Below are 22,282 nucleotides of genomic sequence, written 5' to 3'. Positions count from 1 at the left end.
AACCAGAAACTGGCATAGACATCGAACTATTGCTATTGAAAAGTTTATTACTTACAACCATCATGTACTTTTCTCTCTTCTTATATCAGATCTTCGACTTCTTTATCGTTTAAAGAATGGAACAAGGCATAATGTTTTTTAGTATGGTGTTTAGCGTAATACATAGCTTCATCAGCGCATTTTAGTAAAACAGATCGTTCTATGCCATGATCCGGATAGATTGCAATCCCGATGCTAAGAGATGGGGTAATGGCATAGTCTTGTATCTGAAGTATATTTTGTGTTACATTCAGCATATGCTTCGCAATAGCTATTACTTCCTCATTGTCAGATATGGATTGGATAATAACAACAAATTCATCCCCACCAAGACGTGCCACAAAATCTTCTGCTCTCACACTTGCTTTTAGTGATGAAGCAACCGATTTCAATAAGTAATCTCCTATATCATGCCCCATAGTATCGTTGATCTCTTTGAATCTATTAAGATCAATAAAAAATAATGCAAATTTTTCTTTTGCATACTGTTCCCGTAGAAGCATTTGATCAAATTTTTGATAAAAATAGAGACGATTGGGAAGTTGGGTTAATGGATCATGATGAGCATTGTCAAAAAGTTGTTGTTCATACGCCTTTTGTATGCTTATATCCGTTAGGATGGATACGTAACGAATCAATTTTTTATTTTCATCGTATATTGCAGAAATACTTTGAAGAGAAGGATAAATTACTCCATTTTTACGTTTATTCCATATTTCTCCATGCCATGTTCCCGTATTGTGAATCGTTTCGAACATCTGGTGGTAAAATGCATGATCATGCCGCCCCGATTTGAGAATACTGGGCGTATGTCCCTCTATTTCTTCGAAAGAAAAGCCCGTCACATCCGTAAATGCTTGGTTGGCTTTGATAATAATTTTTTTACTGTCGGTTATAAAAATTGCTTCTTGCGCATTTTCAAATACGGTAGCCATTAGCATTAACTCAGCTTCTCTCGCTTTAAACTCTCGGATATCATCAATACTTAACCACAGATAGCAAGTATTATTTTTCATTACGATACGTTCACCTGATACTTTTACAGGGATGTGATCACCTTTACTGTGTATATAATAACTTTCTGAAGGAGGGAATGATCCGGTTTTTTGCAAGGTTTTTAACCTTGTTTTTTCATTTTCAAGATATTTACTTGCAACTAAATCGAAATAATTAAGGGCAAAAATTTGATCTTTGCTTCGTCCGATAATTTTCAAGAATGTGTCATTTACATCAATAAAATTCCCCTCTAAAGAACATAATACTAATCCGGTTGGAGACTTGGAAATCAATAAATTGTTAAATTGGCGAGATTCTTCTATCTCATTGACTAGAGGATTGACATATAACCAAAAAATAACACTTCCGCTAATGGCCAATAAAAGAGAAAATGCAAATGCATATACGGCAGCGTTAATATACGGAGCACGTACTTCATCTATATCTATTTTAGCAACAATACCCCATCCTAAATATGAAATGGGTTCGTATGCCGCAAGTACCTTTTTTCCACGGTAATCCAGTAAGACATCAACTCCCGTTTGTCCTTTTAGAGCTCGGTGCATGGGTTCAGCCAATGTTGACTTCCATGGGACAGCAATTTGTTTTTTATTGCTTATGTAGCGCTGTTTGAAGATAAATCGTATCATCCCATTATCGCGTGTGCCCAAAGTAAATTCTCCAGTTTTACCTGTAGTGCCGTATTGAGGATATCTTTCTGTTATCTGTCGGATAAATTTTTCTGCAACATTATTTTTGTCGATATCCGAAGGGTATATATTATGGGTTAAGAGAGCTTGCCGTGCAACAATTTTAATCATGACACTTTGCGTTTTCACAAGATCTACGAGTTGTTCTTTTTTTCGGTTATACCCAATGTTGTAGAGCAATCCGATTGTTACCCCCGTTACTATTAGCATATTAATGGTTAGCAGAGCGATAAGATAATATGGAGTACGCTGAATTTTCTGACTAATGAAAGTATGAATCAGAAATTCTTTTATACTTTGCATAAGCATCTCCCCTCTATTTATCACAATTTATTATTATTCAAGTTTACTTGACTTGTCGTGAAAGTTGATTATATATACCTGTTCCGACAATGAGTAATGTAACACCGATAATAAGATAAAAAGCATTAATAAGCTTGCTATAATCATCTAATACTATTTTAAATACAGCCATAAGCGACTCAATCGAGAGGGCAATAATAATAGAAGTCAAAAATTTACTGAGGGTTTTACTTTGTAAATCATTACCGTAATTAAATGTCTTAAATAAAACTTCATTTTCTATAAGTGTTTTTGCAAGATCATATATGGCAAGACCGATGGTAATTGAGATAATGGATGTAAATATTTCATGCATAACTATCTCTCCTGTATGGGGGGAAAATAACATAGAAAAAAAGATATATGCACCGTATAAAATTAAAAAAATGGACACAAGACCCAGTAATATACCCCCGCTACCCATAACAAGCGTATTGATTTTTTCAAATCCGCTGTTATGCTCAATAAGTCGAAGCTCTTCCAAGAGTTTCAGCATATCAAAATCGACGACTATATAACGGTCCTGATCTCGTTTTACGGCGGTAAGAGTGGGTAATCCCGTAACATGATGCAGATAAGGGTTGCTAATATGGATAGATTCCTCAGCAAAACTGACCCATTTAAAATAAAAAGATTTATCGGTCCCGTCACGATCCTCATCACTATAATTTCTTCCGAAGCTAGGGGTGGATTGAATAAAAGTAGCATTGACAGCATAAATGACTTCAGCAGCTTTTTCAAACTCAAAAAAACGCCGCATATCTTTAAGTGCTAGAGAGGTAGGGTGAAAATTTTCCATTGTTGTGCGAAGATAAAACTGTACGCTATTCTTATGTTCCGTGTAGATACTAATAAGTCGTTTCATGAAAATCTCCGTCAGTAAATTTTCAATCCAAGTTTTAGCACCCATTGGATTAAGAACGATATGGGATTTGAAGGTGGAATGGAAACTTAAGGATAAAGTAGTTATTAAGTAAGTCAAGCGTAGCATTTCGCCACTCAAGTAATCATTCTTTCAAGGATCTCCTACGCATACTCGTGAAATCAAATTAATTTTGTTTAGCTTTATTGCATTGATTTTTTTAGGTGCCCTATTGCTATCCCTCCCCTTTGCCCACAATGGGGAGCTTAGATTTATGGATGCCTTATTTACCTCCACATCAGCCGTTTGCGTAACAGGCCTCATTGTAAAAGATACTCCCGTGGATTTTACCTCTTTCGGACATTTGATTATTCTTCTATTGATTCAAATAGGCGGTTTAGGATATATGACAGCCGTGAGCTTTTTAGCGGTTATGCGCCGTCAAAAAATAGGTCATCGTGACCGTCTAATCTTGCAAGAATCACTGAATTATCCCGGTATGGATGGGTTGGTGCGCTTTTTGAAAATTGTATTTTCGACTATTTTTACGATTGAAGTCATTGGGATGATTGTATTGACCCTCCGTTTTTGGGTTGATATGCCTTTGAACCAAGCTGCATGGTTTGGTGTGTTTCATGCCGTATCTGCTTTTAATAATGCAGGGTTTTCGCTCTTTAGTGATAACCTGATGGGATATCGAGGAGATTTTGTCATCAATGTGACAATACCGGTATTAATTATCCTTGGAGGACTAGGCTATTTGGTACTTCTCGAACTTTATCATTATCATCGAGGACGTGTTCTTAGACTCTCAACCCATACAAAATTGGTATTGATTATGTCCGCGATACTGATCGTATTAGGGATGGCTATTCTTCTTTCAATGGAGTGGAACAATCCAAAATCTTTTGGACCGATGAGTACCTATGAAAAGATTTTAGCCGCATGGTTTGCCTCTGTTAATTATCGAACGGCCGGTTTTAATACAATCGATTTTTCTACTCTTACCGATTCGAATCTTTTTTTCGGCACATTCTTTATGATGACCGGAGGAAGTCCTGGAGGTACCGCCGGAGGTATCAAAACAACAGCTGTGGCATTGGCACTTATCGGAGTTTGGTATACGCTGCGTGGTGACACACATGCACATATTTTTCGGCGTTCTCTTTCACCGTATCAGATTAACAAAGCATACGCGTTCATTTTTATCGCATCTATTTATGTTGTTGTTTCAACAATTATTTTAAGTGAAGTGGAACGATTACCGTTTTTACGGATATTATTTGAAACCACTTCGGCATTTGGTACGGTGGGTGTTTCTACCGGAAACGGCGGGGTACTCAGCTACAGTGCCCTTTTTAGTGATTGGGGAAAACTTAATATTATTATTTTAATGCTGATGGGGCGTGTTGGCGTCTTTGCTTTCACCATCGTGATTGTCGGAAAAGCGGCGGAAAGCCGAATAAAATATGCAGAAGGAAAGGTGGTGATTTAGATGGAAACATATGCTGTCGTTGGTTTAGGAAAATTCGGTTTTCATGTTGCGAAAGGTTTGGCACAACAAGGGATGAATGTTATTGCAGTGGACTTGGATGAAGATCACGTACGTGATATCAATGAATTTGTACAAGATGCAATAGTTTTAGATTCTACCGATATCCGGGCACTCCGAGAAGCGGGTATCGGTCAAGTTGATGTAGCCGTAGTGAGTATCGGTGAAAACATTGAGGCCAGTATTCTTACGGTTATGGCACTTAAAGAGTTAGGTGTTGAAACGGTAGTTGCCAAAGCTATCACTACCGTACATGGACAAATCCTATCAAAACTTGGAGCGGCAAAAGTTATTTATCCGGAGATGGAATCAGCTAAAAAAATCGTTAAAAAAATGGTTAAAAATATGCATTATGAGACAATTGACCTCTCGATTACTATGAAAATTGCAAAACTGACCGTTCCCACTTTTTGGGTAGGAATATCGATTCTTTCCCCAATATTCGAGTCTGATTTTGAGGTGAAACCTATTGCCTATAAACATCAAGGGATATGGCATACTTCATTCGAAAATAATGATATTTTGGAGTCTGGAGACATTCTTGTTGTTTTGGGAAATAGTGCCCATATTGAAGAACTAAGTAAAAAAGTCTAAGGGTAAAATCAAAATGATTGCTAAAGCTTATTTGCTATCATTTTGATTTCATTGATGAGCGCTTGCTGACGATTATAAATGTATTCAATCATATAACTTTCAAATGGTTCTTCCAAATCAAGGTCTACTACCACTTTCATAAATTCATTATCGGATTGTACGTATTGAATTTTTCCTCTAACTGACATATTAGCCATTCCCTCATCGGCACTTGCTAAAGGTAGACTAAACTGAAGCATTACGGGTGAGCCAATATCAGGTAGTATCGTAGAGGCATTAATTTTGCACGCGATTGATTTGATCGAGATATCCATCACGGTTCCAGCCATGACTCGTTTAGACGAAGTAATGGTGACATGCATTCGATGATCACTTTGTATACGAATGTACTGCCGATTGTTTGCGGAAGCTTTTAGAGGCTGAAAATGAGACAATACGGTTATTTTTTTGCCGACATCGACAATTTTGACATCTGCTTGAAGATCATAGGGCAAATTAGTTGCTTGTATAACCGTATGTTGCTCCAACTTCATTGCATAACCTTGCATTTTTTCGATAGAGGTATAGACTAATCCGTCAGCAATTTTAACGATGCGTGCCGAAGTAGTGATTCGAATTCCTTTGTAAAAGTTGAGAAGTTTAATAGGGGATTTGGCAAACATCAATTTTTCTAAGTAAATAAGAACTTGTTCTTTATCATCAATAGCATCATTAACGGCAGAAACTTCATGGTATGTAAGCGCAGCAATATCATCTTTAATAAGCTGTCTATGGTAAATATGATCAATAATAGCAATGGCACTATTTAAATCAGTTCCCTGCATATCAATAACAAAGGAATTTAAAGAAGGAACCGCTTTTTCAAGAGCAACATGAGCTGTAACATCTTGATGAAATTTTTCCAACATATGTTTAAGTTCTTCGAACAATGCACCTGGGCAGATAACGGTATAAACATCCTTGTGCCACTGTGCGATCTCGGCTTCTTGTCCAAAATGACTATTTGCAAGGAGAAGAATCTCTTTGCAAATGTCATTGTAAATATTTTGACCATTATCATTAATTATCTTTTCACTGTTTTCAATGTAAATAATAACAATAGGAATCGACTCATTTTCTCCATTATGGATAACAAAAGCATTTTTCAGCAATTCAATAAAACTCATGCGGTTAAGTAATCGCTTTTCACATGTATGTAAAGGGGCACTCAGCGGAACAATGCCGATTAATGTTTCGCCATCTTTTAACGGATAAGTGTTAATAAAATATTCGGATGATGTATCTTGTGTTTTGTTTATCTTTGAAATTATTTTTTGATTGGAACCCGGTGTAGCAATTATCTTTGCTAATTCACCATCTTGGATATGTTGATCCAGTTCACTCAGATTAGTGGCACCAAAAAAATCTTTAAAGGTATTGTTCGCATAGATTGTTTTACCCTCCCTATGTATAGAAAAAAGAGCGTTTGACTGTTCTATGATATAACGGTAATGCTTTTCAGTAATCGATTCGTTATGTTTTTTAATTAAAGAGGGGAATACTTTGATCATTTCATCAACAAATTCATTCTCATTTTGAGGTATGGTATTAGCACTTAAAGCACGAACAGACAAAGAAGATTTTAATACTGAAAGATCAGAATGTGCGTTTGGAGACAATACGATAATTTCAAGACTTTGTATAGATGATAATAGAGTTTTTAACGGAGTAGGCATTTTTATTAAGGCTTCCGAAGACGCACATACAATCAATAAATGGCAATTCAACTCTTCCTGAACCGTTTGAGTGATTGGCCTAAAAAAGACATTGCGAAAAACGTGTTTTGCCGTATCAGAAAAAGGGAGATCAATTCCTTCTTCATGCATGATAAGAAGATCAAAAAATTTAGAATACTTTAGAATTTTTTGAATGGACATTTAATCCCTAATGTTTTAAAATAATAATAATTGTATCCAATTGGAAACCACACTCCCCTTAAAATGATTCAAAGCTCCGTTAAACACAGATTCTGCTAAAATTGCAAAAAAGTTTTAGGAAGAACAATGCTACGTTTTGCCCCCAGCCCGACGGGAGATATGCATATCGGCAATCTTCGTGTCGCCTTATTTAACTATATACTTTCCGTTCAACGTGAAGAGCCTTTATTAATCCGCATTGAGGACACCGATAAAGAGAGAAATATACCCGGCAAAGAAGAAGAGATATTTGCTATTTTAGCGCTGTTCGGGATTGAGTACCAAGAGCAACAGCTGCAAAGTAATAATCTCCGTTTTCATCGTGCTATGGCTATCCAATTGCTTCAAGACAAAAAAGCGTTTAACTGTTTTTGCACCTCTGAAACACTTGATGCCAAACGTGAAGCGTCCATTGCCAATAAAATCGCCTACCGATATGACGGAGCCTGTGAGAATCTCCATCCTGAAGAGGTTATCGACAATCAAGCTCCTTTTACGATTCGTCTTAAAAAACCGGATCACTCCATCACGGTGCATGATATTATCAAAGGGGAATCCACCTTTGCACCGGATGATATTGACAGCTTTATTTTGATGCGTGCCGATAAATACCCTACCTATAATTTTGCCTGTGCCGTAGATGATATGCTTGCCGATATTTCACTTATTATTCGAGGTGAAGATCATTTGAGTAATACACCTAAACAAATTGCTATCCACGAAGCTCTCGGGTACGATAAAAAGCTAGAGTATGCCCATCTTCCGATTATACTCGGAGTTGAAGGCAAAAAAATGTCTAAACGAGATGATGCATCCAGTGTAAAATGGCTTCTTGAAGAGGGATATCTCCCTGAAGCGATCATAAATTATCTTATATTGATGGGAAATAAAACGCCAACCGAGATTTTTTCTCTCAAAGAGGCAATCAAGTGGTTTAATTTGGCTGATATTTCCAAAGCCCCTGCCCGCTTTGACATCGATAAACTCAAATTCATCAATCGTGAGCATCTCAAGGGGCTAGATCCGAAAGAACTCTCACGCTACGTAGGTTTTGCCGACACTGAGATCGGACAATTGGCTAAACTGTTTCTAGAAGAAGCAAGTACTCTAAAAGAATTACGTGTCAAAATCAGTGCTATATTCACCCCTAAAGTTGTCCCAGATGAATACAAAGAAGGATTTGAACTCCTACGCGATCTTACCCTTAAAGCTCCCCATTTTGATGATTACGAATCGTATAAAGGGTATTTAATGGAACACAGCGGTTTAAAAGGTAAAAGCCTTTTTAAACCGCTTAGAATCCTGATCGGCGGTGCAGAACATGGACCTGAACTCAATGAATTATATACGTATCTCAAAAATTATCTTAAAGAGGTGGCAAAATGATGGGTGGAATAGCTTCCGGCTTGGGTGGAATTATCCATTCTCTGCTCAGTATTTATATTTGGGTCGTTATTATCGGGGCGCTTCTCTCTTGGGTGCGTCCTGACCCCTATAACCCAATCGTTCAAATCATCTATCGTCTTACAGAACCGGCCTATGCCTTTATCCGACGAATGTTTCCGACTGTTTTTAATGGATTGGATTTAGCGCCTTTGATTTTGATTATACTTCTGCAAGTCGCAGATGTAATATTGGTTAATATAATTAATGCTATGGTGATGTCGTGAATCGTACCTTTCTATTATCTGCACTTCTGGCATCCAGCCTCTTGGGTGTAACATTGAGTGAAATATCAGACAAACCGGCATCCCGTCAAAAAAACTTTTTGATTTGGCAGTTTTTGCATCAAGAGATCAATGCTTCACAAGCAAGTGAGGCATTTTATCAAGTTGAAAATGTCAATGAGCGCTTTTTGTTTGATTATGCTGCCAAAACGGATGAACCTGAGATCAAATACACCGTAAACTGTATGACACAGCCCGCTTGCAATCTTCCCCTTATCGAGCAAAATGATTGTCTTATGCTTGCCCTAACACCTGCTAAAGCAACCGCTCTGAAACCAGAAGAACGTGAGATGATAGCAACACGTCTAAATAACCAATTTGGGAATACCCAATGGCTCATAGCCCTCAATCAAGAGAGCTTTTTTGCCTCTACCGATAATTTAGAAAACGAGTCCATTCTTTTTCGTCAAGCCGGAGCACTATACCGCTATGAACATTTTAATCATCCCATTACAGCGGAAGTCTTAGGTGCTCTAAGCCAAATGAAAGCGTTTGGCACCTTTGTATTTTTAACGGTAACGGATCCCAAAATGGATCAGCTGCAACAATCGCTCAGTGACCTTTCCGGTGGACAGTTTGATCCTCAAACCCATTTCTTTTTAGCTATGAACGCGATCAAATACGGAAAACTCTCAATCGCATTGGATCATCTCAAAGAGGCAAAGGGACGTTTTCATACCCCGATTGATCGGGACAAAACGACTTTTTGGATGTATCAGATCACAAAAGATCCCATTTATCTTGACGAACTCTCTCAAAGTCTCGACATCAATATGTATGTTCTTTATGCACGTGAAATACTCAATCTACCGACGGAAAACTATTTTACTACCTTGCCCACGACCGAAAACAGCGCAAGTATTAAAGGGATAGATCCTTTTGAGTGGCGAACATTTTCTCAAGAGATTATGACCGTTACCCCCGACACGTTAGTAAACTTTGTCAATCAATGTGACGGCAATGAGTCGGTAGGGATTCAGGGATACGTACTGGAACGAATGTATGAACCGTATATTCATAATTTCACGATGGCATACGATCAGTACATGGGGACATTATCCAATGATCAAAAAGCACTGGTGTATGCACTTATGCGTCAGGAAACCCGTTTTATCCCCGGATTAATTTCACGCTCTTTTGCTCTCGGATTAATGCAGATTATGCCCTTTAATGTCGATAGCATTAGTAAAGTTCTCTCTTTAAAACCAACGACCTATTTTGACATGTTAAAACCGGAATACAGTATCGCTTATTCCGTCGCCCATCTTAAACATTTAACGGATAAACTTTATAATCCTATCCTTGTTGCGTACGGATATAATGGCGGTCTGGGATCAACCAAACGTCTTTTAACGGAGGGGGGACGCTTTTTACCGGGTTCATATGAGCCATTTTTAAGTATGGAACTTATCGGAAATGACGAGAATCGAGAGTATGGAAAACGCGTTCTGTCCAATTATGTCATTTACAAAAAAATATTGGGAGAAGAGATAAAAATCAGTTCCCTTTTCGATAATTTAATACAACCGAGCCAGTCTGATTATTTTCGAGCTGAAGCGCTAAAGCAATCTGCGCTGCTGAGTCGAACCGAATAAAATAATATCGGTTCCAACTATTTTGTGTCGGCATTAATCTGCGGCGTTGATCTTTATCATCAAGAGGTTCTATACTGGTAGGACTTTGACCGTTAAGGGTAAGATGGTATCCGTATTCAGCTATATCGAGATTTCGTATAGCGCGGTTATCATTTTCAAAATAGAGTGCCGCAATAAAATATTCGCCATCTTTATACGTTTTTGGATCAATTTTATTCAGATAAAGTGATGAAAAAATGACTTTTGTTTCGAAGGATTGTACGATCGTTCCACTTCGTGATTCTTCTACAGCCCGCTCCTGCGCTTCATCCATTTTAAAAAGACCAAAAGCCCCTTTTTGTGAACAACCGCTGAATAGAAGCAATGCTGATAAAGTTATTAATGAAAAACGCATAACAATCCTTGACTCTTAAAATATGTATGATTATACGTCAACTCGCCTTAGAATAATTCTCAACTCCCTTAGTTTGCTCTCTTCTCATCGATTAAGTTTTAAAGTTTTTGAGAGTTTGCTAAAGCATTCCTATCAAAGTACAAGAATGAAATAAACACCCTGCTAAAGACAAAAGCACTTCTAATAATTATAATTTATAATAAAAAAAATTTATTTATGTTATATTCTTTCAAATGGAATAACTAAATAAGCAGGCCCTTATTCGTTTATATAATCAGATGCGGTGACAATATTTTCTATACTTGGATTACAGTGGATATCACAAAAGAGTTATTGAACATAATCCTTCATCCAAATATACCCGTTCACGCCGTCTGGTATCTGTTGTCTACTCCGAACAATGCAATAATAAAAGCTCTACACTAAAACGTGAAACGACCATAAACAAATGAGCCGATTTCAGAAAGAAAGAGCAGTGCTTAATTGTATGTCTCAAATATAAAATAAACCATAATCTTCAAAAGTATTACGTATAAAATACGGTTCTAAGAATAAAATGAGATAGAATGCGGCGCATGAAACCATTTCAATATTTTTTTATCGGTATTAGCAGCACGCTTCTACTCTCCGTAACACTCCATGCACATTCAACGCATTGTGAGGATATCTATTTTGCTAATACTGCACCAGATATTCTAAATAGCAAGCTTACTGTTAAAACTGAAGAATTATGTTTTTCATCGTTTGCTGTGATGCACTCGGGAGTTTCTCGTACCCCTTTATGGTCGGCAGAGCATCTTACACGTGATGGATTATGCTCCAAAAGTAAACGATCTAATAATTTTCATCCTGAAGAACAACTCCGTCCAGATTTTCGCGCAGAGCTGAAAGATTATTCTCACTCCAAATATGATCGTGGGCATATGGCACCCGCTGCCGACATGCCTACAGTACAAGCACAACATGAGTGCTTTACTTTAGCCAATATGATTCCGCAAGATCAAGACAACAATCGTGGGATATGGGCAGGGATTGAAGAAGCAACGCGTGAGTTGACAAAGCAAAAAGGTGAACTCTATATTATAACTGGGCCACTTTTTATCGGTTCAAGCCTTCAGCGTATTGGAGGAAGAGTCTTAGTCCCGACTAAAATATACAAAGTAATCTATGACCCAGCCACCGATAAAGCTGCTGCTTATATTGTTGACAATAAAGCAGGCGAAAATTATAAAGTTATCAGTATCTCTCAGCTTGAACAACTCTCTGATATTCGATTTTTTCCGAAGATGGATGAATCTTCCAAAAATTTTGCTATGAAGTTACCTGATCCTATAGTAAAAAACAAGCATACACACGATAGGATAAGAAACGATAATATATTCCATTTTTTTAAAATTTTTTTTCAAGGGATTTATTAAATGTCAACAAAAGCATTTATGGCTTATGAAAATGAAACGGATAGTTTTTTGATTGATAATCTTACAGTGGAAAATCGGCATGACCGTATTTCGCTCTATGGATCTTTTGATATCACAAAAGATCAACAAGGGCTTGAATACGCATTAAAACTAAAACGTATTATCGATGCATCAATTGATGCGTTGAAGCGGGACAAATCACTTCCTGAACATATAGAGACAAAGCGTGCAGATAATATTGAAAATTCATTCTTATAAAGAATATATTCGGTGATCTAAAACGAATTTCTGCAGGTAAAAAGAACATCGCGATGAAGATTAGAAGATATACTCTAAAAATTAATAGATAGTTATTCTAAGCTTACTCTTTTATTTCATTTAAGAACGGGATTATATAAATATGAAGAGAATGAATATTCTTTTAGCTATGTTTTTATCAATTAGTATTAATAGTTACGCAGATTATTTTGATACAGCGCTCAAAGCTTATAATAAGCAACAATTTGTGAAAGCAATAGAATTCTATAGAAAAGCTTGTTATAGCGGAAATGCCAAAGGATGCTGCAATCTTGGTGTAATGCATGCTAATGGTAACGGGGTTAAGCAAAACAATGTAAAGGCTGTTAAATTTTATTCCTTGGCATGTGATGGAGGAAACGCAACCGGATGTTTTAATCTTGGTGTTAAGTATGATATTGGTGAAGGAGTTCAGCAAGACGATACCAAAGCAGTCAAATTCTACTCCTTAGCATGTGATGGAGGAGATGCCGGGGGATGTGCTAATCTTGGCACAAAGTATAATAATGGCGAAGGAGTTCAGCAAGACGAATTCAATGCAGTTAAATTTTACACGTTAGCATGTGATGCAGGAAATGCGGGAGGATGTGCTAATCTTGGACTTTTATATTCTCATAGTGATGATGAAGCGAAGCAAGACAAACCAACAATATTCGAACTCTTCACAAAAGCATGTGATGGTGAAAATGCTATAGGTTGCTTAAATCTTGGGTTAATGTATGATAAAGGTGACTGGGTTGAGCAAGATACATTAAAAGCATTTGAGCTTTTTACAAAAGCTTGCAATAGTGGAAGCGCTAATGGATGCTTAAACCTTGGTATTATGCATACTAAGGGTAAAGGGGTTAAGCCAAACAATGCAAAGGCAGTTAAATTTTATTCCTTAGCCTGTGACGGAGGAAACGCAACTGGATGTTTTAATCTTGGCGTTAAGTATGATATTGGAGAAGGAGTTAAACAAGACGATGCTAAAGCAGTCAACTTCTACTCCTTAGCATGTCTTGGAGGAGATGCGATAGGATGTGCTAATCTTGGAAATTCATATTATGATGGTGAAGGAGTAAAACAAAATAAATTTAAAGCATATGAATTCTTTAAAAAAGCCTGTAATGGAGGATATTCTGGGGGGTGCTCTAATCTTGAGATTATGTATTCTACTGATAATATAATCAAGCCAAAAGTTAAAAAATTATTGAGAAAGGCTTATTATTCTAAGTAAAAGCCCATAATATCATAAGATAGTTGTAAGACTGCGTTAACACTTTTTTTGATAAAGTTCCTCAAAATCTTTCAATCCCTAAGAAGAGAGATAATTTAATTATGCAAAAAAGATTTCAACCGTACAAACAAAGAGTTCTGGAATTTTCAACACTAGCCATGTTCGCATATGCGACTGAAGTTCTCGCAGGCCCACCATTCTTTACCGATGATCCGGCACCAGTCGATTATAAACACAGTGAGTTCTATATCTTCTCTACCTATGACCAAACGAGAAGTGCAAAGAGTGCAGCACTTCCTGCATTTGAATACAACTACGGAGTTCTCCCTGATATGCAATTGCATATCCTTGTTCCGTTTGCTCGAAGTATTCCGGTTGATGCTTCATCTGAGTATGGAACAGGGGATGTAGAACTCGGTGTGAAATACCGTTTTATACAAGAAACCGACAACTCTCCACAAATCGGTATTTTTCCAATGGCTGAACTTGCTACGGGAGACGTTAACAAAGGTCTCGGCAATGGAAAAACATGGTGGAGACTGCCTATTTGGGCACAAAAAAGCTGGGATGAATGGACGACTTATGGCGGAGCCGGATATGTCATTAATACAGCAGAAGGTCGAAAAAATTATTCTTTCGCTGGTTGGCAACTGCAAAAAGAGCTTAGTGAAAAATGGACATTAGGAGGGGAAGTATTTGCTCGTCAAAAAGATGCAGTTGATGGACAAAGCACGACTATTGTGAATCTTGGTGGCTATTACAAATTTTCTCCCGATTTCAATCTTCTTTTTTCGGCAGGACACAGTGTCAATGGTGAAAATCATACCGTTGGCTATCTTGGCTTATGGTGGTCATTCGGTGGAGATGAAGAGGAAGTAACTCCCCCTACTCTGCAACCTGCATGGTCAATATCTCAGACGACGCATTGAATAAAGGTGTATTATGATTAAAACACCCGATATATTACTTTTTATTCATCCTGCCTTTGGAGTATTGAGTATCCTTGCAGCAGTATGGCTTCTTGTTGAAGCACTCAATGCCAATGAAAATAACAAGAAACGCATTAATTGGGCCGCTTACAATGTAGTTGGCTGGATGATTTTAGCTTGGATTTTCGGAGGCGCGTGGTATCTTGATTATTACCCATCAGAAAAAGCCATGATATTAAAAGGTTCATGGCCGTTTGCCCATAACTTTTTTATGGAAGTTAAAGAGCATTTGTTTTTTATCCCTTTGATCCTTTCATTGTATCTACCCATAGTAGCTACTCGGAATAACCTGCATTCCAATGCTTTGGCACGTAAAATGGTCATTGCTATTTGCGCCCTGATTATCATAATAGCACTTGCTATAGAAGGAGCCGGTGCGGTTATAAGTGAAGGTTCAAAAATAGCTTTTAGTGAAATGAGTGCAGTGGAAGGTAAAAAATGAATACAAATAATGAAAAACTTGATAATCTATCGATTGCTTTTACTTTATCAACTATCATAACACTGTTGTTTAATACTATACTCGCATGGGTTAAAGACTCGTACAAACCTTTAGAACATTTTATGGCTACTATTGGTGGACATCATTGGATTACACACGGTATCTTTGATGTTTTACTATTTATATTATTGGGTATATTATTTTACCGTATGAATTCACTTGAAAAATTCAAAGATGATAGATTGGTTAAAATAGTGATTGTCTCAGCGTTTGTGTCATCATTTGGACTTATCGGATGGTTTTTCTTTTTGTAATGATTTATTTCTCATACACATATATAACAAGTAATAAAAACTTTTTCATAATTGCACTTATATTGATTTGTATTTTACAATAGTATAGCGATACTCAACAATATCTGTGTTAATTTATAAATAAATATTATTTTATATCAATATAATAGATACATTATTTTCTCCTTTACGTATTACGAAAATTTCTGATTCACACTGTAATCTAACGTAATGAGATATGATATCTATCATTTGCTATAATAAATAATTCAAATTTACAGATCAAATTTTAACAACTCATTCCTCATATCATCACATTTAAAGGCCAAAAGACTCGATGAAAACTACGAATCAATTATCACAGTCGGAACAGCTGCAAAATTTACTCAAAACAAGCAAGCCCGGAATTCTTACAAGTTTATTGCTGGGGTTGGTACTTGTTTTTGCCGAGCGAAACATATCTAATCCTAAGATGATTTTAATATGGTTCGTTACCCTACTCTTAGTATCATTAATACGTGTAAAAATAATTGCCGTTTATCAACGTACTATTGAAGCAAATAAAGAGATTGCACGTCTACATCTAAGAAATATACGTATCGGTACCTTTATATCCGGAGTTCTCTGGGGCTCAATCGGTGTTTTACTCTTTTCCAGCAATGATTTATATCATCTAATATTTTTAATTTTTATCTTAGCAGGTTTAACGGCGGGTAACACCGTTTCAAACGCATCTGACCTTCCAAGTAGCATTGGTTTTTCTATTCTGACGTTATTTCCTATCACGGCATATCTATTATTAGACGAAACCAGCATAGTTTCAAATATGGGTGTAGCACTTATCCTCTATTTCGGATTTATGGTTGTTATTGGGCGATTTATTAATGCGAGTATGATACAAAGCAGCATTTTGCAGCACAAAGCCGAAGCAAGTGAAAAAGAAGCGTGGGTAAGTGAAGAACGTTATCGTCTCATCCTTCAACATTCGCCAGCGGGCATACTTCATTACAATAATGAGCTGATGATCACCTACTGTAATGACCGTTTTATGCAGCTTATGAAAGCTCCAAAAGAAAATATTATCGGCTTTGATATGAATACGTTGAAAGATCAACGGATAATACCTGCATTAAGAGAAGCTATTGAAGGCAAAGAGGGGTCGTTTGAAGGTGAATACATCTCAACACTGAGCAATACGCCACTCTGGCTTGTTATGTTCTATGCACCGCTGCGTGATGTAAATGGTACTATTGAAGGGGCAATTGCAATTTTCGAAGATATGACCCAGCGAAAAATTGCTGATGAAGAAACTAACAAGCTATTAGCAAACCTTAGACAGGCCGAGAAAATTGCTAAAATCGGCAATTGGCATCTTGATTTGTGCTGCAATAAACTCGATTGGTCTGATGAGATTTTTGAGATTTTTGAACTTGATAAAAATACATTTGAGCCTACATACGATGCCTTTTTAAATGTTATTCATCCTGATGACCGTAGCAAGGTTGCACATGCCTATGAAAATTCACTCATTACAAAACAAAAATACGAAATAACCCATAGACTTCTGATGAAGGATGGAGCAATTAAATATGTGAGTGAACAATGTGAAACAAAGTTTGACCAGAATGGAACCCCCCTTTGTTCTTTAGGTACCGTTCAGGATATCAGCAAACAGATGGAATATCAAACTCAATTGGAAAAAAGTGAATACACCCTTCTAAGCTTGTTGAAAATGTCTCCGATTGCTGTCAGGATTGCGAAGAGGGAAGGAAGTGAAGTGATTTTTTCCAATGAAGCATATTCACGCCTGATCAAAGCAGATATCTCTAACGTTTTAGGGAAAAATCCAAAACAATATTATGCACATCAAGAAGAGTATGACGAAATTGTTACCCAGATCAAAAACAAAGAAGTTATTTACGACCGACTTATAGAACTCTCCATTAATAATCAAACCGTATGGGTATTAGCTTCTTACATGCCAATTGAATTTGAAGGGGAAGGATGTGTGTTGGGGTGGTTTTATGATATTACTGAAGAAAAAAATCTTCAGCAAGAGCTGGAAGAACAAAGAGATGAATTTAAAACCATTTTCAATACATCAAAAGACGGTATCGCGATCTTGGACAAAGAAGCCAATTTCTTAGATTTCAATGACGCTTATTTAGAAATGACCGGATTCTCACGGGAAGAACTGCTGGGAATGAATTGTATCTCGCTCAGTATTCCAGAGGACAGAGCTCGTTCGAAGGAAGCGATGGAAAGCATTTTTACGCTTGGTTTCATCAAAGGTTTTGAAAAAACATGCGTGGTGAAAGATGGAAAACAACTTTACATCAATATGACTGCCACCCTCTTACCTGACAAACAACGGGTACTGGTCAGTACCAAAGATATTACGGCGATGAAAGAACATGCTCGCCAACTCGAATACATTGCGCATTATGATGCACTTACAGGATTGCCAAACCGTATTTTAGAAGCAGACCGTCTACACCAAGGAATGATTCAAACCCTACGACGGGGAGAACAATTGGCAGTGCTCTATCTTGATCTGGATGGATTTAAAGCAGTAAATGACACATACGGACATGGTATTGGAGATCAATTGCTTATAGGTTTATCAACACGGATGAAACAGACATTGCGGGAGGGAGATACCCTCTGCAGATTAGGGGGAGATGAATTTGTCGCTATTCTCGTAGGTTTAAATGAGGCCTCAGGCGCAATACCGATTATCACACGGCTTCTTGAAGCGGCAAGCCAACCGATTCAACTTGATGATTTAATAGTTCAAGTATCTGCAAGTATCGGAATGACTTTTTATCCTCAAGAGGATGAAGTGGACGGGGATCAACTTATTCGTCAGGCCGATCAGGCAATGTATGTAGCTAAGCAATCCGGTAAAAACCGTTATCATATTTTTGATGCTCAGTTGGTTTGATAAATTAGATAGTTTTTGCTTTCTCTAACTGCCACGCTCATTTTGTATATATTTTAATCAATATAGTGTTCATATTATCGTTTTAAAAGACTACAATTATTCAGACTTTAATATCTGAATTAGGAGTGTAGTATGAAATTCGCTGAATTAAAAAAAGAAGGACACTGGCCATCGCTACTTGCCGCTTTTTTGTATTTCGATTTTAGTTTTATGATGTGGACCATGCTAGGTCCATTAGCAACCGAGATTGGTGAGACACTCAGCAAGCATGGGTTTACCCTCTCTGCGGATCAGCAGGCAACACTGTTAGCCGTTCCTGTACTCTCCGGTGCACTGCTGCGAATTGTGCTTGGATTCTTTGTCGATAAGTTCGGACCTAAAAAAACGGCCCTTGTCTCCCAAATAATCGTCATTGCCACCCTCTTTTTTGCTTTTATGCAATCGGATGCTATTACCTACAATCAATTATTGATGGTTGCACTTGGGCTTGGTTTCGGGGGTGCATCATTTGCCGTTGCATTGCCTCAAGCGGGGCAATGGTATCCGCCGCGTTTGCAAGGAATTGTTTTAGGTATTGCGGGTGCGGGAAATATCGGTGTTGTTATCGACTTTTTATTTGCCCCTAAAATTGCCCAAATCTGGGGATGGCCCTCCGTATTTCTTGTGGGTGCGGCATTATCGACGCTCGTATTGATCGCTTATGCCTTTCTGGCCAAAGATGCTCCTGACAGCGTTTATAAACCGAATCCTAAAAAGTTCCGCGATTACATGAAACTCCTGCGGGATAAAGACACATGGTGGTTTAATCTTTTTTACGCCGTTTCATTCGGAGGATTTGTCGGATTTGCCAATTACATGAAAGTCTACTTGATGAATACCTATCAAGCGGATATGAGTGCATTCGGTCTTGGGTTTCTTGCGGAAGAAAATGTCAAAGTAACTGCCGGATATTTCGGAGCGCTATGCATCTTTGCCGGTGCGGTATTACGTCCGATCGGCGGTGCCATCGCCGATAAAATGGGGGGGATAAAATCACTTTACGTCTTTTACGGCAGTATTGTGATCCTCTCACTTATCAGTGCGCTTATATCTCTCCCGTTTTGGGCAGCAATTGTGGTAATGTTTCTAATCATGGCGAATCTTGGGATGGCAAACGGTTCGGTATTTCAGCTCGTACCGCAGCGTTTCGGAAAAGATATCGGTATTATGACAGGGCTTATCGGTGCAGCCGGAGGTTTAGGCGGTTCTGCCCTGATTAAAACCTTCGGATGGTCTCAAGGGGCATTTGACGGCTACAGCGCCGGGTTCTTGATCTTTGCCGGATTTGTTATCGTGGCGATCTTCGGAATCTCTCTAGTCAAAACACGATGGAGAACGACGTGGGGCACCACTGCCGGTGGAAGAATTTAATCCGCTATCGCGGGTTATACAATTTTATTCCCGCACATGCGGGAATGACCAATAGGAGAAAGAGGTTTTTACATGCTGCAACTGCAATCATCTGAATATATTCTCCCAAAATCTTCCACCACAGGGGATGACGTATGTGCCCATACCGTACTGGATAATTCGATTCTGATCAGTGTATTATGTGATGGTGTCGGAAGTGCGAAGCGTGGCGGTACGGCAGCGCGGCAATGCGTTAAATTTTTTATGGATCAATTCAAAAGCCGACCTAAAGCGTGGAATATTCCTAAAACCATGGAAGTTTTTACCCGCCATATCAATAGCTTATTGTTCAAAGAATCAATGGCACAGTATGGTCAGATTGAATTACTAAGTACCTTATGCCTAGCCGTCATTGAAGGGGATACGCTCTACTCTCTTAACCTCGGTGATTCCCGTATCTATCTGCTGAATTCTGAGGGTGAGTTATGCTGTCTAAGCACCGATCATACGATGGACGATCACACGATGTCCCATGTTCTCACTCAAGCATGCGGACTCTTCGAAACTATTGATCCGATTATCGTCTCAACCCCGATCAGTGTCGGAGACACTCTCATTTTGTGCAGTGACGGAGTATACAATCTGATAGATGATGCATCCTTAAGTACTCTGCTACAAAAAGGGCTTGGGGCAAGCAGTATCGTTCACAGCGCTTTGCAAAATGCCCGTTCGGATGAGCGCGACGATATGAGTCTTCAGATTTTTCGTATCGAATCCCTCGATCCGCTCCATGCCATAAAAAATGACCTTCTCCCGATCCCGGAAATACTCAAAGAAGGTGAAGTGATCGACGGATACACCCTCCTCTCCAGCATGATGGAGCATCGTCGGATTTGGAAAGTGATCAAAGACGCTAAGCTCTGTGTCATGAAGTTTCCAATGCTTGCGAATGATGATCAAGCACTGGATGAATTCGTTCGCGAAGCGTGGACAGCCAAACAGATCTCCCATAAAGCGTTCGGTCATGCGTGGATACCGGAAAATAGGAGTATGCGCTACTATATGATGGAGCTTGTCGAAGGGGTCAACCTCCAAGAGTATCTCAAAAATCGTCCTCTCTCAATTGATAATGCCATTGCTCTAGGAAAATTTCTCCATCGTGCAGAAGCTCATCTGCTCCATTTAGGACTCGTGCACGGTGATATCAAACCCGAAAATATTCTCGTATATCAAAAAGAGGGGGAAGCGGGGGTCGATTTTAAAATGGTCGATTTCGGCTCTATCGTCGAAATCTTTTCGACTTCCTCTCGTGCCGGAACACCTACCTATCTTGCCCCTGAACGCTTTAGCGGCGGTATCATCAACGAATCGACTGAGATTTTCTCCATCGGTGTAACCCTCTACTGGGCGCTTACGGGAAAATTCCCTTACGGTGAGATCGAACCCTTCCAAACGCCATCATTTAAATTTCCAAAACGTCCGGTAAAACTCAATAGCAATATCCCGCTCTGGCTTGACTCGATTATCATGCACGCCATTGCCATCGATCCCGATCAACGATATGCCCACTACTCGGAGTTTTTTTATGAACTCAAAGCACCTGAAAAAGTAAAACCTTTTTTCTGCAAAGCAACTCCGTTGATCGAACGATCTCCGCTTCTGTTTTACAAAATCGGGTTTTTTATACTGTTGGCGTTGGAAGTTTGGACTTTTGTCCTTTATGTGTCAAAATAACGCTATTCATTTATAAGGTTGATCATGCTCTCTTCCGCTTGCCAAGATACTATCCGAGCTGCCGTATGGCTCTCGACCAAACCCTCCGGCGAGTTTCATCGGATACAAGAGATCAGCGAAGCATTGGAACTCCCGTTTCATTTTATGGCAAAATCACTTCAGAAATTGGTGCATGCGGGAATATTATTCTCTCAGCGCGGAGCATCAGGAGGGGTAACTCTCTCCCGTGACGCCTCCGATATCACCCTCCTCTCCATCATCGAAGCTGTGGATGGAAGAGTATTTTTTGATGCGTGTGTCCTCGGTATCGGAGAGTGTGAAGCTGAAAAACCGTGTGCCCTTCACGCTCAATGGGATGTGTGGCGTCAAGAAATGCTGTCAATGTATTCTGCTATGCGTTTAAGTGAGATCACCAACGACGTATTAGAACGCAAAGTCAAACGGATTTGACGCTTCTCAATCTTCATATTTAATCTAAAATAGTACATTGGGCATTATTTAATCAGTTTCTTTGATACAATTCAGACTTTTTTATCTACAATTATTAAGATAAATTAATCTGAATAAGGAGCTTTCTGTATGAAGCATTTGAATCAATTAGGAAAAGGTGCCTTTTCCCATCCTACCATGCTATTATCTCTGTTTTTTGCTGCTTTACCTCTGTGCGCAGATGATAGCTTTACACTCTTTAATAATGCGAAGTTTAACGGAGAAGTTCGTACACGTTATGAAAACGTTGATGTTCAAAACTCAACAAAAAAAGATGCAAATGCATATACTGTCCGTGCAAC

The 22,282-nt window shown here is 38.5% G+C and carries 19 protein-coding genes and 1 pseudogene; 16 read left to right on the top strand and 4 right to left on the bottom strand.

From position 1 onward, the window contains the following. Positions 1 to 80 precede the first annotated feature (80 nt). Positions 81 to 2,048 carry a diguanylate cyclase domain-containing protein gene (locus WC407_RS00100; protein WP_373019737.1) on the bottom strand — a complete coding sequence of 656 codons (1,968 nt, stop codon included), beginning with the start codon at positions 2,046 to 2,048 and terminating at the stop codon, positions 81 to 83. 43 nt (positions 2,049 to 2,091) lie between these two features. Further along, a complete protein-coding gene (locus tag WC407_RS00095; protein ID WP_373019735.1) occupies positions 2,092 to 2,952 on the bottom strand; it encodes a hypothetical protein in 861 nt (286 codons plus the stop codon). Between the two features lie 190 nt (positions 2,953 to 3,142). On the opposite strand from WC407_RS00095, the gene WC407_RS00090 reads away from it, so the two are divergent. Together WC407_RS00090 and WC407_RS00085 are read left to right on the top strand one after the other, a co-directional pair. Then, entirely contained in the window at positions 3,143 to 4,444 is a 1,302-nt protein-coding gene (locus WC407_RS00090) for a TrkH family potassium uptake protein (RefSeq protein ID WP_373019733.1), read from the top strand. Next, complete coding sequence (locus tag WC407_RS00085) at positions 4,445 to 5,095, top strand: TrkA family potassium uptake protein (protein ID WP_373019731.1); 651 nt, start codon at positions 4,445 to 4,447, stop codon at positions 5,093 to 5,095. A gap of 20 nt (positions 5,096 to 5,115) precedes the next feature. Here the strand turns inward: WC407_RS00085 and WC407_RS00080 are convergent, their stop codons facing one another. Beyond that, positions 5,116 to 7,011, bottom strand: a complete 1,896-nt coding sequence (locus tag WC407_RS00080; RefSeq protein ID WP_373019729.1) for a hypothetical protein — start codon at positions 7,009 to 7,011, stop codon at positions 5,116 to 5,118. Positions 7,012 to 7,137: 126 nt separating this feature from the next. Here WC407_RS00080 and gltX point away from each other — a divergent pair, with 126 nt between their 5' ends. From gltX to WC407_RS00065, 3 genes are read left to right on the top strand one after another with little or no spacing between them, the layout of a single operon-like run. Then, positions 7,138 to 8,436, top strand: a complete 1,299-nt coding sequence (gene gltX, locus WC407_RS00075) for a glutamate--tRNA ligase (RefSeq protein WP_373019725.1) — start codon at positions 7,138 to 7,140, stop codon at positions 8,434 to 8,436. Next, positions 8,433 to 8,720 (top strand): YggT family protein, encoded by a 288-nt coding sequence (locus tag WC407_RS00070; protein WP_373019721.1) that lies wholly within the window; start codon positions 8,433 to 8,435, stop codon positions 8,718 to 8,720. The genes gltX and WC407_RS00070 overlap by 4 nt, the downstream gene beginning before the upstream one ends. Next, complete coding sequence (locus WC407_RS00065) at positions 8,717 to 10,372, top strand: lytic transglycosylase domain-containing protein (RefSeq protein WP_373019719.1); 1,656 nt, start codon at positions 8,717 to 8,719, stop codon at positions 10,370 to 10,372. The genes WC407_RS00070 and WC407_RS00065 overlap by 4 nt, the downstream gene beginning before the upstream one ends. Here the strand turns inward: WC407_RS00065 and WC407_RS00060 are convergent. After that, a complete protein-coding gene (locus WC407_RS00060) occupies positions 10,275 to 10,766 on the bottom strand; it encodes a hypothetical protein (RefSeq protein ID WP_373019717.1) in 492 nt (163 codons plus the stop codon). The two genes, WC407_RS00065 and WC407_RS00060, sit on opposite strands and share 98 nt — an antisense overlap. A 575-nt stretch (positions 10,767 to 11,341) precedes the next feature. Here WC407_RS00060 and WC407_RS00055 point away from each other — a divergent pair. From WC407_RS00055 to WC407_RS00005, 11 genes and pseudogenes are all read left to right on the top strand, one after another. Then, positions 11,342 to 12,184, top strand: coding sequence for a DNA/RNA non-specific endonuclease (locus WC407_RS00055; RefSeq protein ID WP_373019715.1), 843 nt, complete (start codon positions 11,342 to 11,344; stop codon positions 12,182 to 12,184). Continuing rightward, complete coding sequence (locus WC407_RS00050; RefSeq protein WP_373019713.1) at positions 12,185 to 12,442, top strand: hypothetical protein; 258 nt, start codon at positions 12,185 to 12,187, stop codon at positions 12,440 to 12,442. A 151-nt stretch (positions 12,443 to 12,593) separates the two neighbouring features. Continuing rightward, complete coding sequence (locus WC407_RS00045; RefSeq protein WP_373019708.1) at positions 12,594 to 13,700, top strand: tetratricopeptide repeat protein; 1,107 nt, start codon at positions 12,594 to 12,596, stop codon at positions 13,698 to 13,700. Positions 13,701 to 13,801: 101 nt separating this feature from the next. Next, entirely contained in the window at positions 13,802 to 14,629 is an 828-nt protein-coding gene (locus tag WC407_RS00040; protein WP_373019706.1) for a transporter, read from the top strand. A gap of 13 nt (positions 14,630 to 14,642) precedes the next feature. Next, complete coding sequence (locus WC407_RS00035) at positions 14,643 to 15,131, top strand: hypothetical protein (RefSeq protein ID WP_373019704.1); 489 nt, start codon at positions 14,643 to 14,645, stop codon at positions 15,129 to 15,131. Next, on the top strand, positions 15,128 to 15,445 hold the full coding sequence (locus tag WC407_RS00030) for a hypothetical protein (RefSeq protein ID WP_373019702.1): 318 nt from the start codon (positions 15,128 to 15,130) through the stop codon (positions 15,443 to 15,445). Before WC407_RS00035 ends, WC407_RS00030 begins: the two co-directional genes overlap by 4 nt. Positions 15,446 to 15,761: 316 nt before the next feature. Beyond that, entirely contained in the window at positions 15,762 to 18,368 is a 2,607-nt protein-coding gene (locus WC407_RS00025; protein WP_373019700.1) for a diguanylate cyclase domain-containing protein, read from the top strand. 132 nt (positions 18,369 to 18,500) lie between these two features. Continuing rightward, on the top strand, positions 18,501 to 19,778 hold the full coding sequence (locus tag WC407_RS00020; protein WP_373019694.1) for a nitrate/nitrite transporter: 1,278 nt from the start codon (positions 18,501 to 18,503) through the stop codon (positions 19,776 to 19,778). A 72-nt stretch (positions 19,779 to 19,850) separates the two neighbouring features. Beyond that, a complete protein-coding gene (locus tag WC407_RS00015) occupies positions 19,851 to 21,491 on the top strand; it encodes a protein phosphatase 2C domain-containing protein (RefSeq protein WP_373019692.1) in 1,641 nt (546 codons plus the stop codon). Positions 21,492 to 21,515: 24 nt separating this feature from the next. Beyond that, on the top strand, positions 21,516 to 21,941 hold the full coding sequence (locus WC407_RS00010) for an Rrf2 family transcriptional regulator (protein ID WP_373019690.1): 426 nt from the start codon (positions 21,516 to 21,518) through the stop codon (positions 21,939 to 21,941). Between the two features lie 129 nt (positions 21,942 to 22,070). Beyond that, a pseudogene (locus WC407_RS00005) lies at positions 22,071 to 22,282 on the top strand (hypothetical protein); the annotation flags it as partial.

The organism is Sulfuricurvum sp., assembly GCF_041651515.1.
GTDB lineage: Bacteria > Campylobacterota > Campylobacteria > Campylobacterales > Sulfurimonadaceae > Sulfuricurvum.
This window is presented reverse-complemented; position numbering and strand designations above follow the sequence as displayed.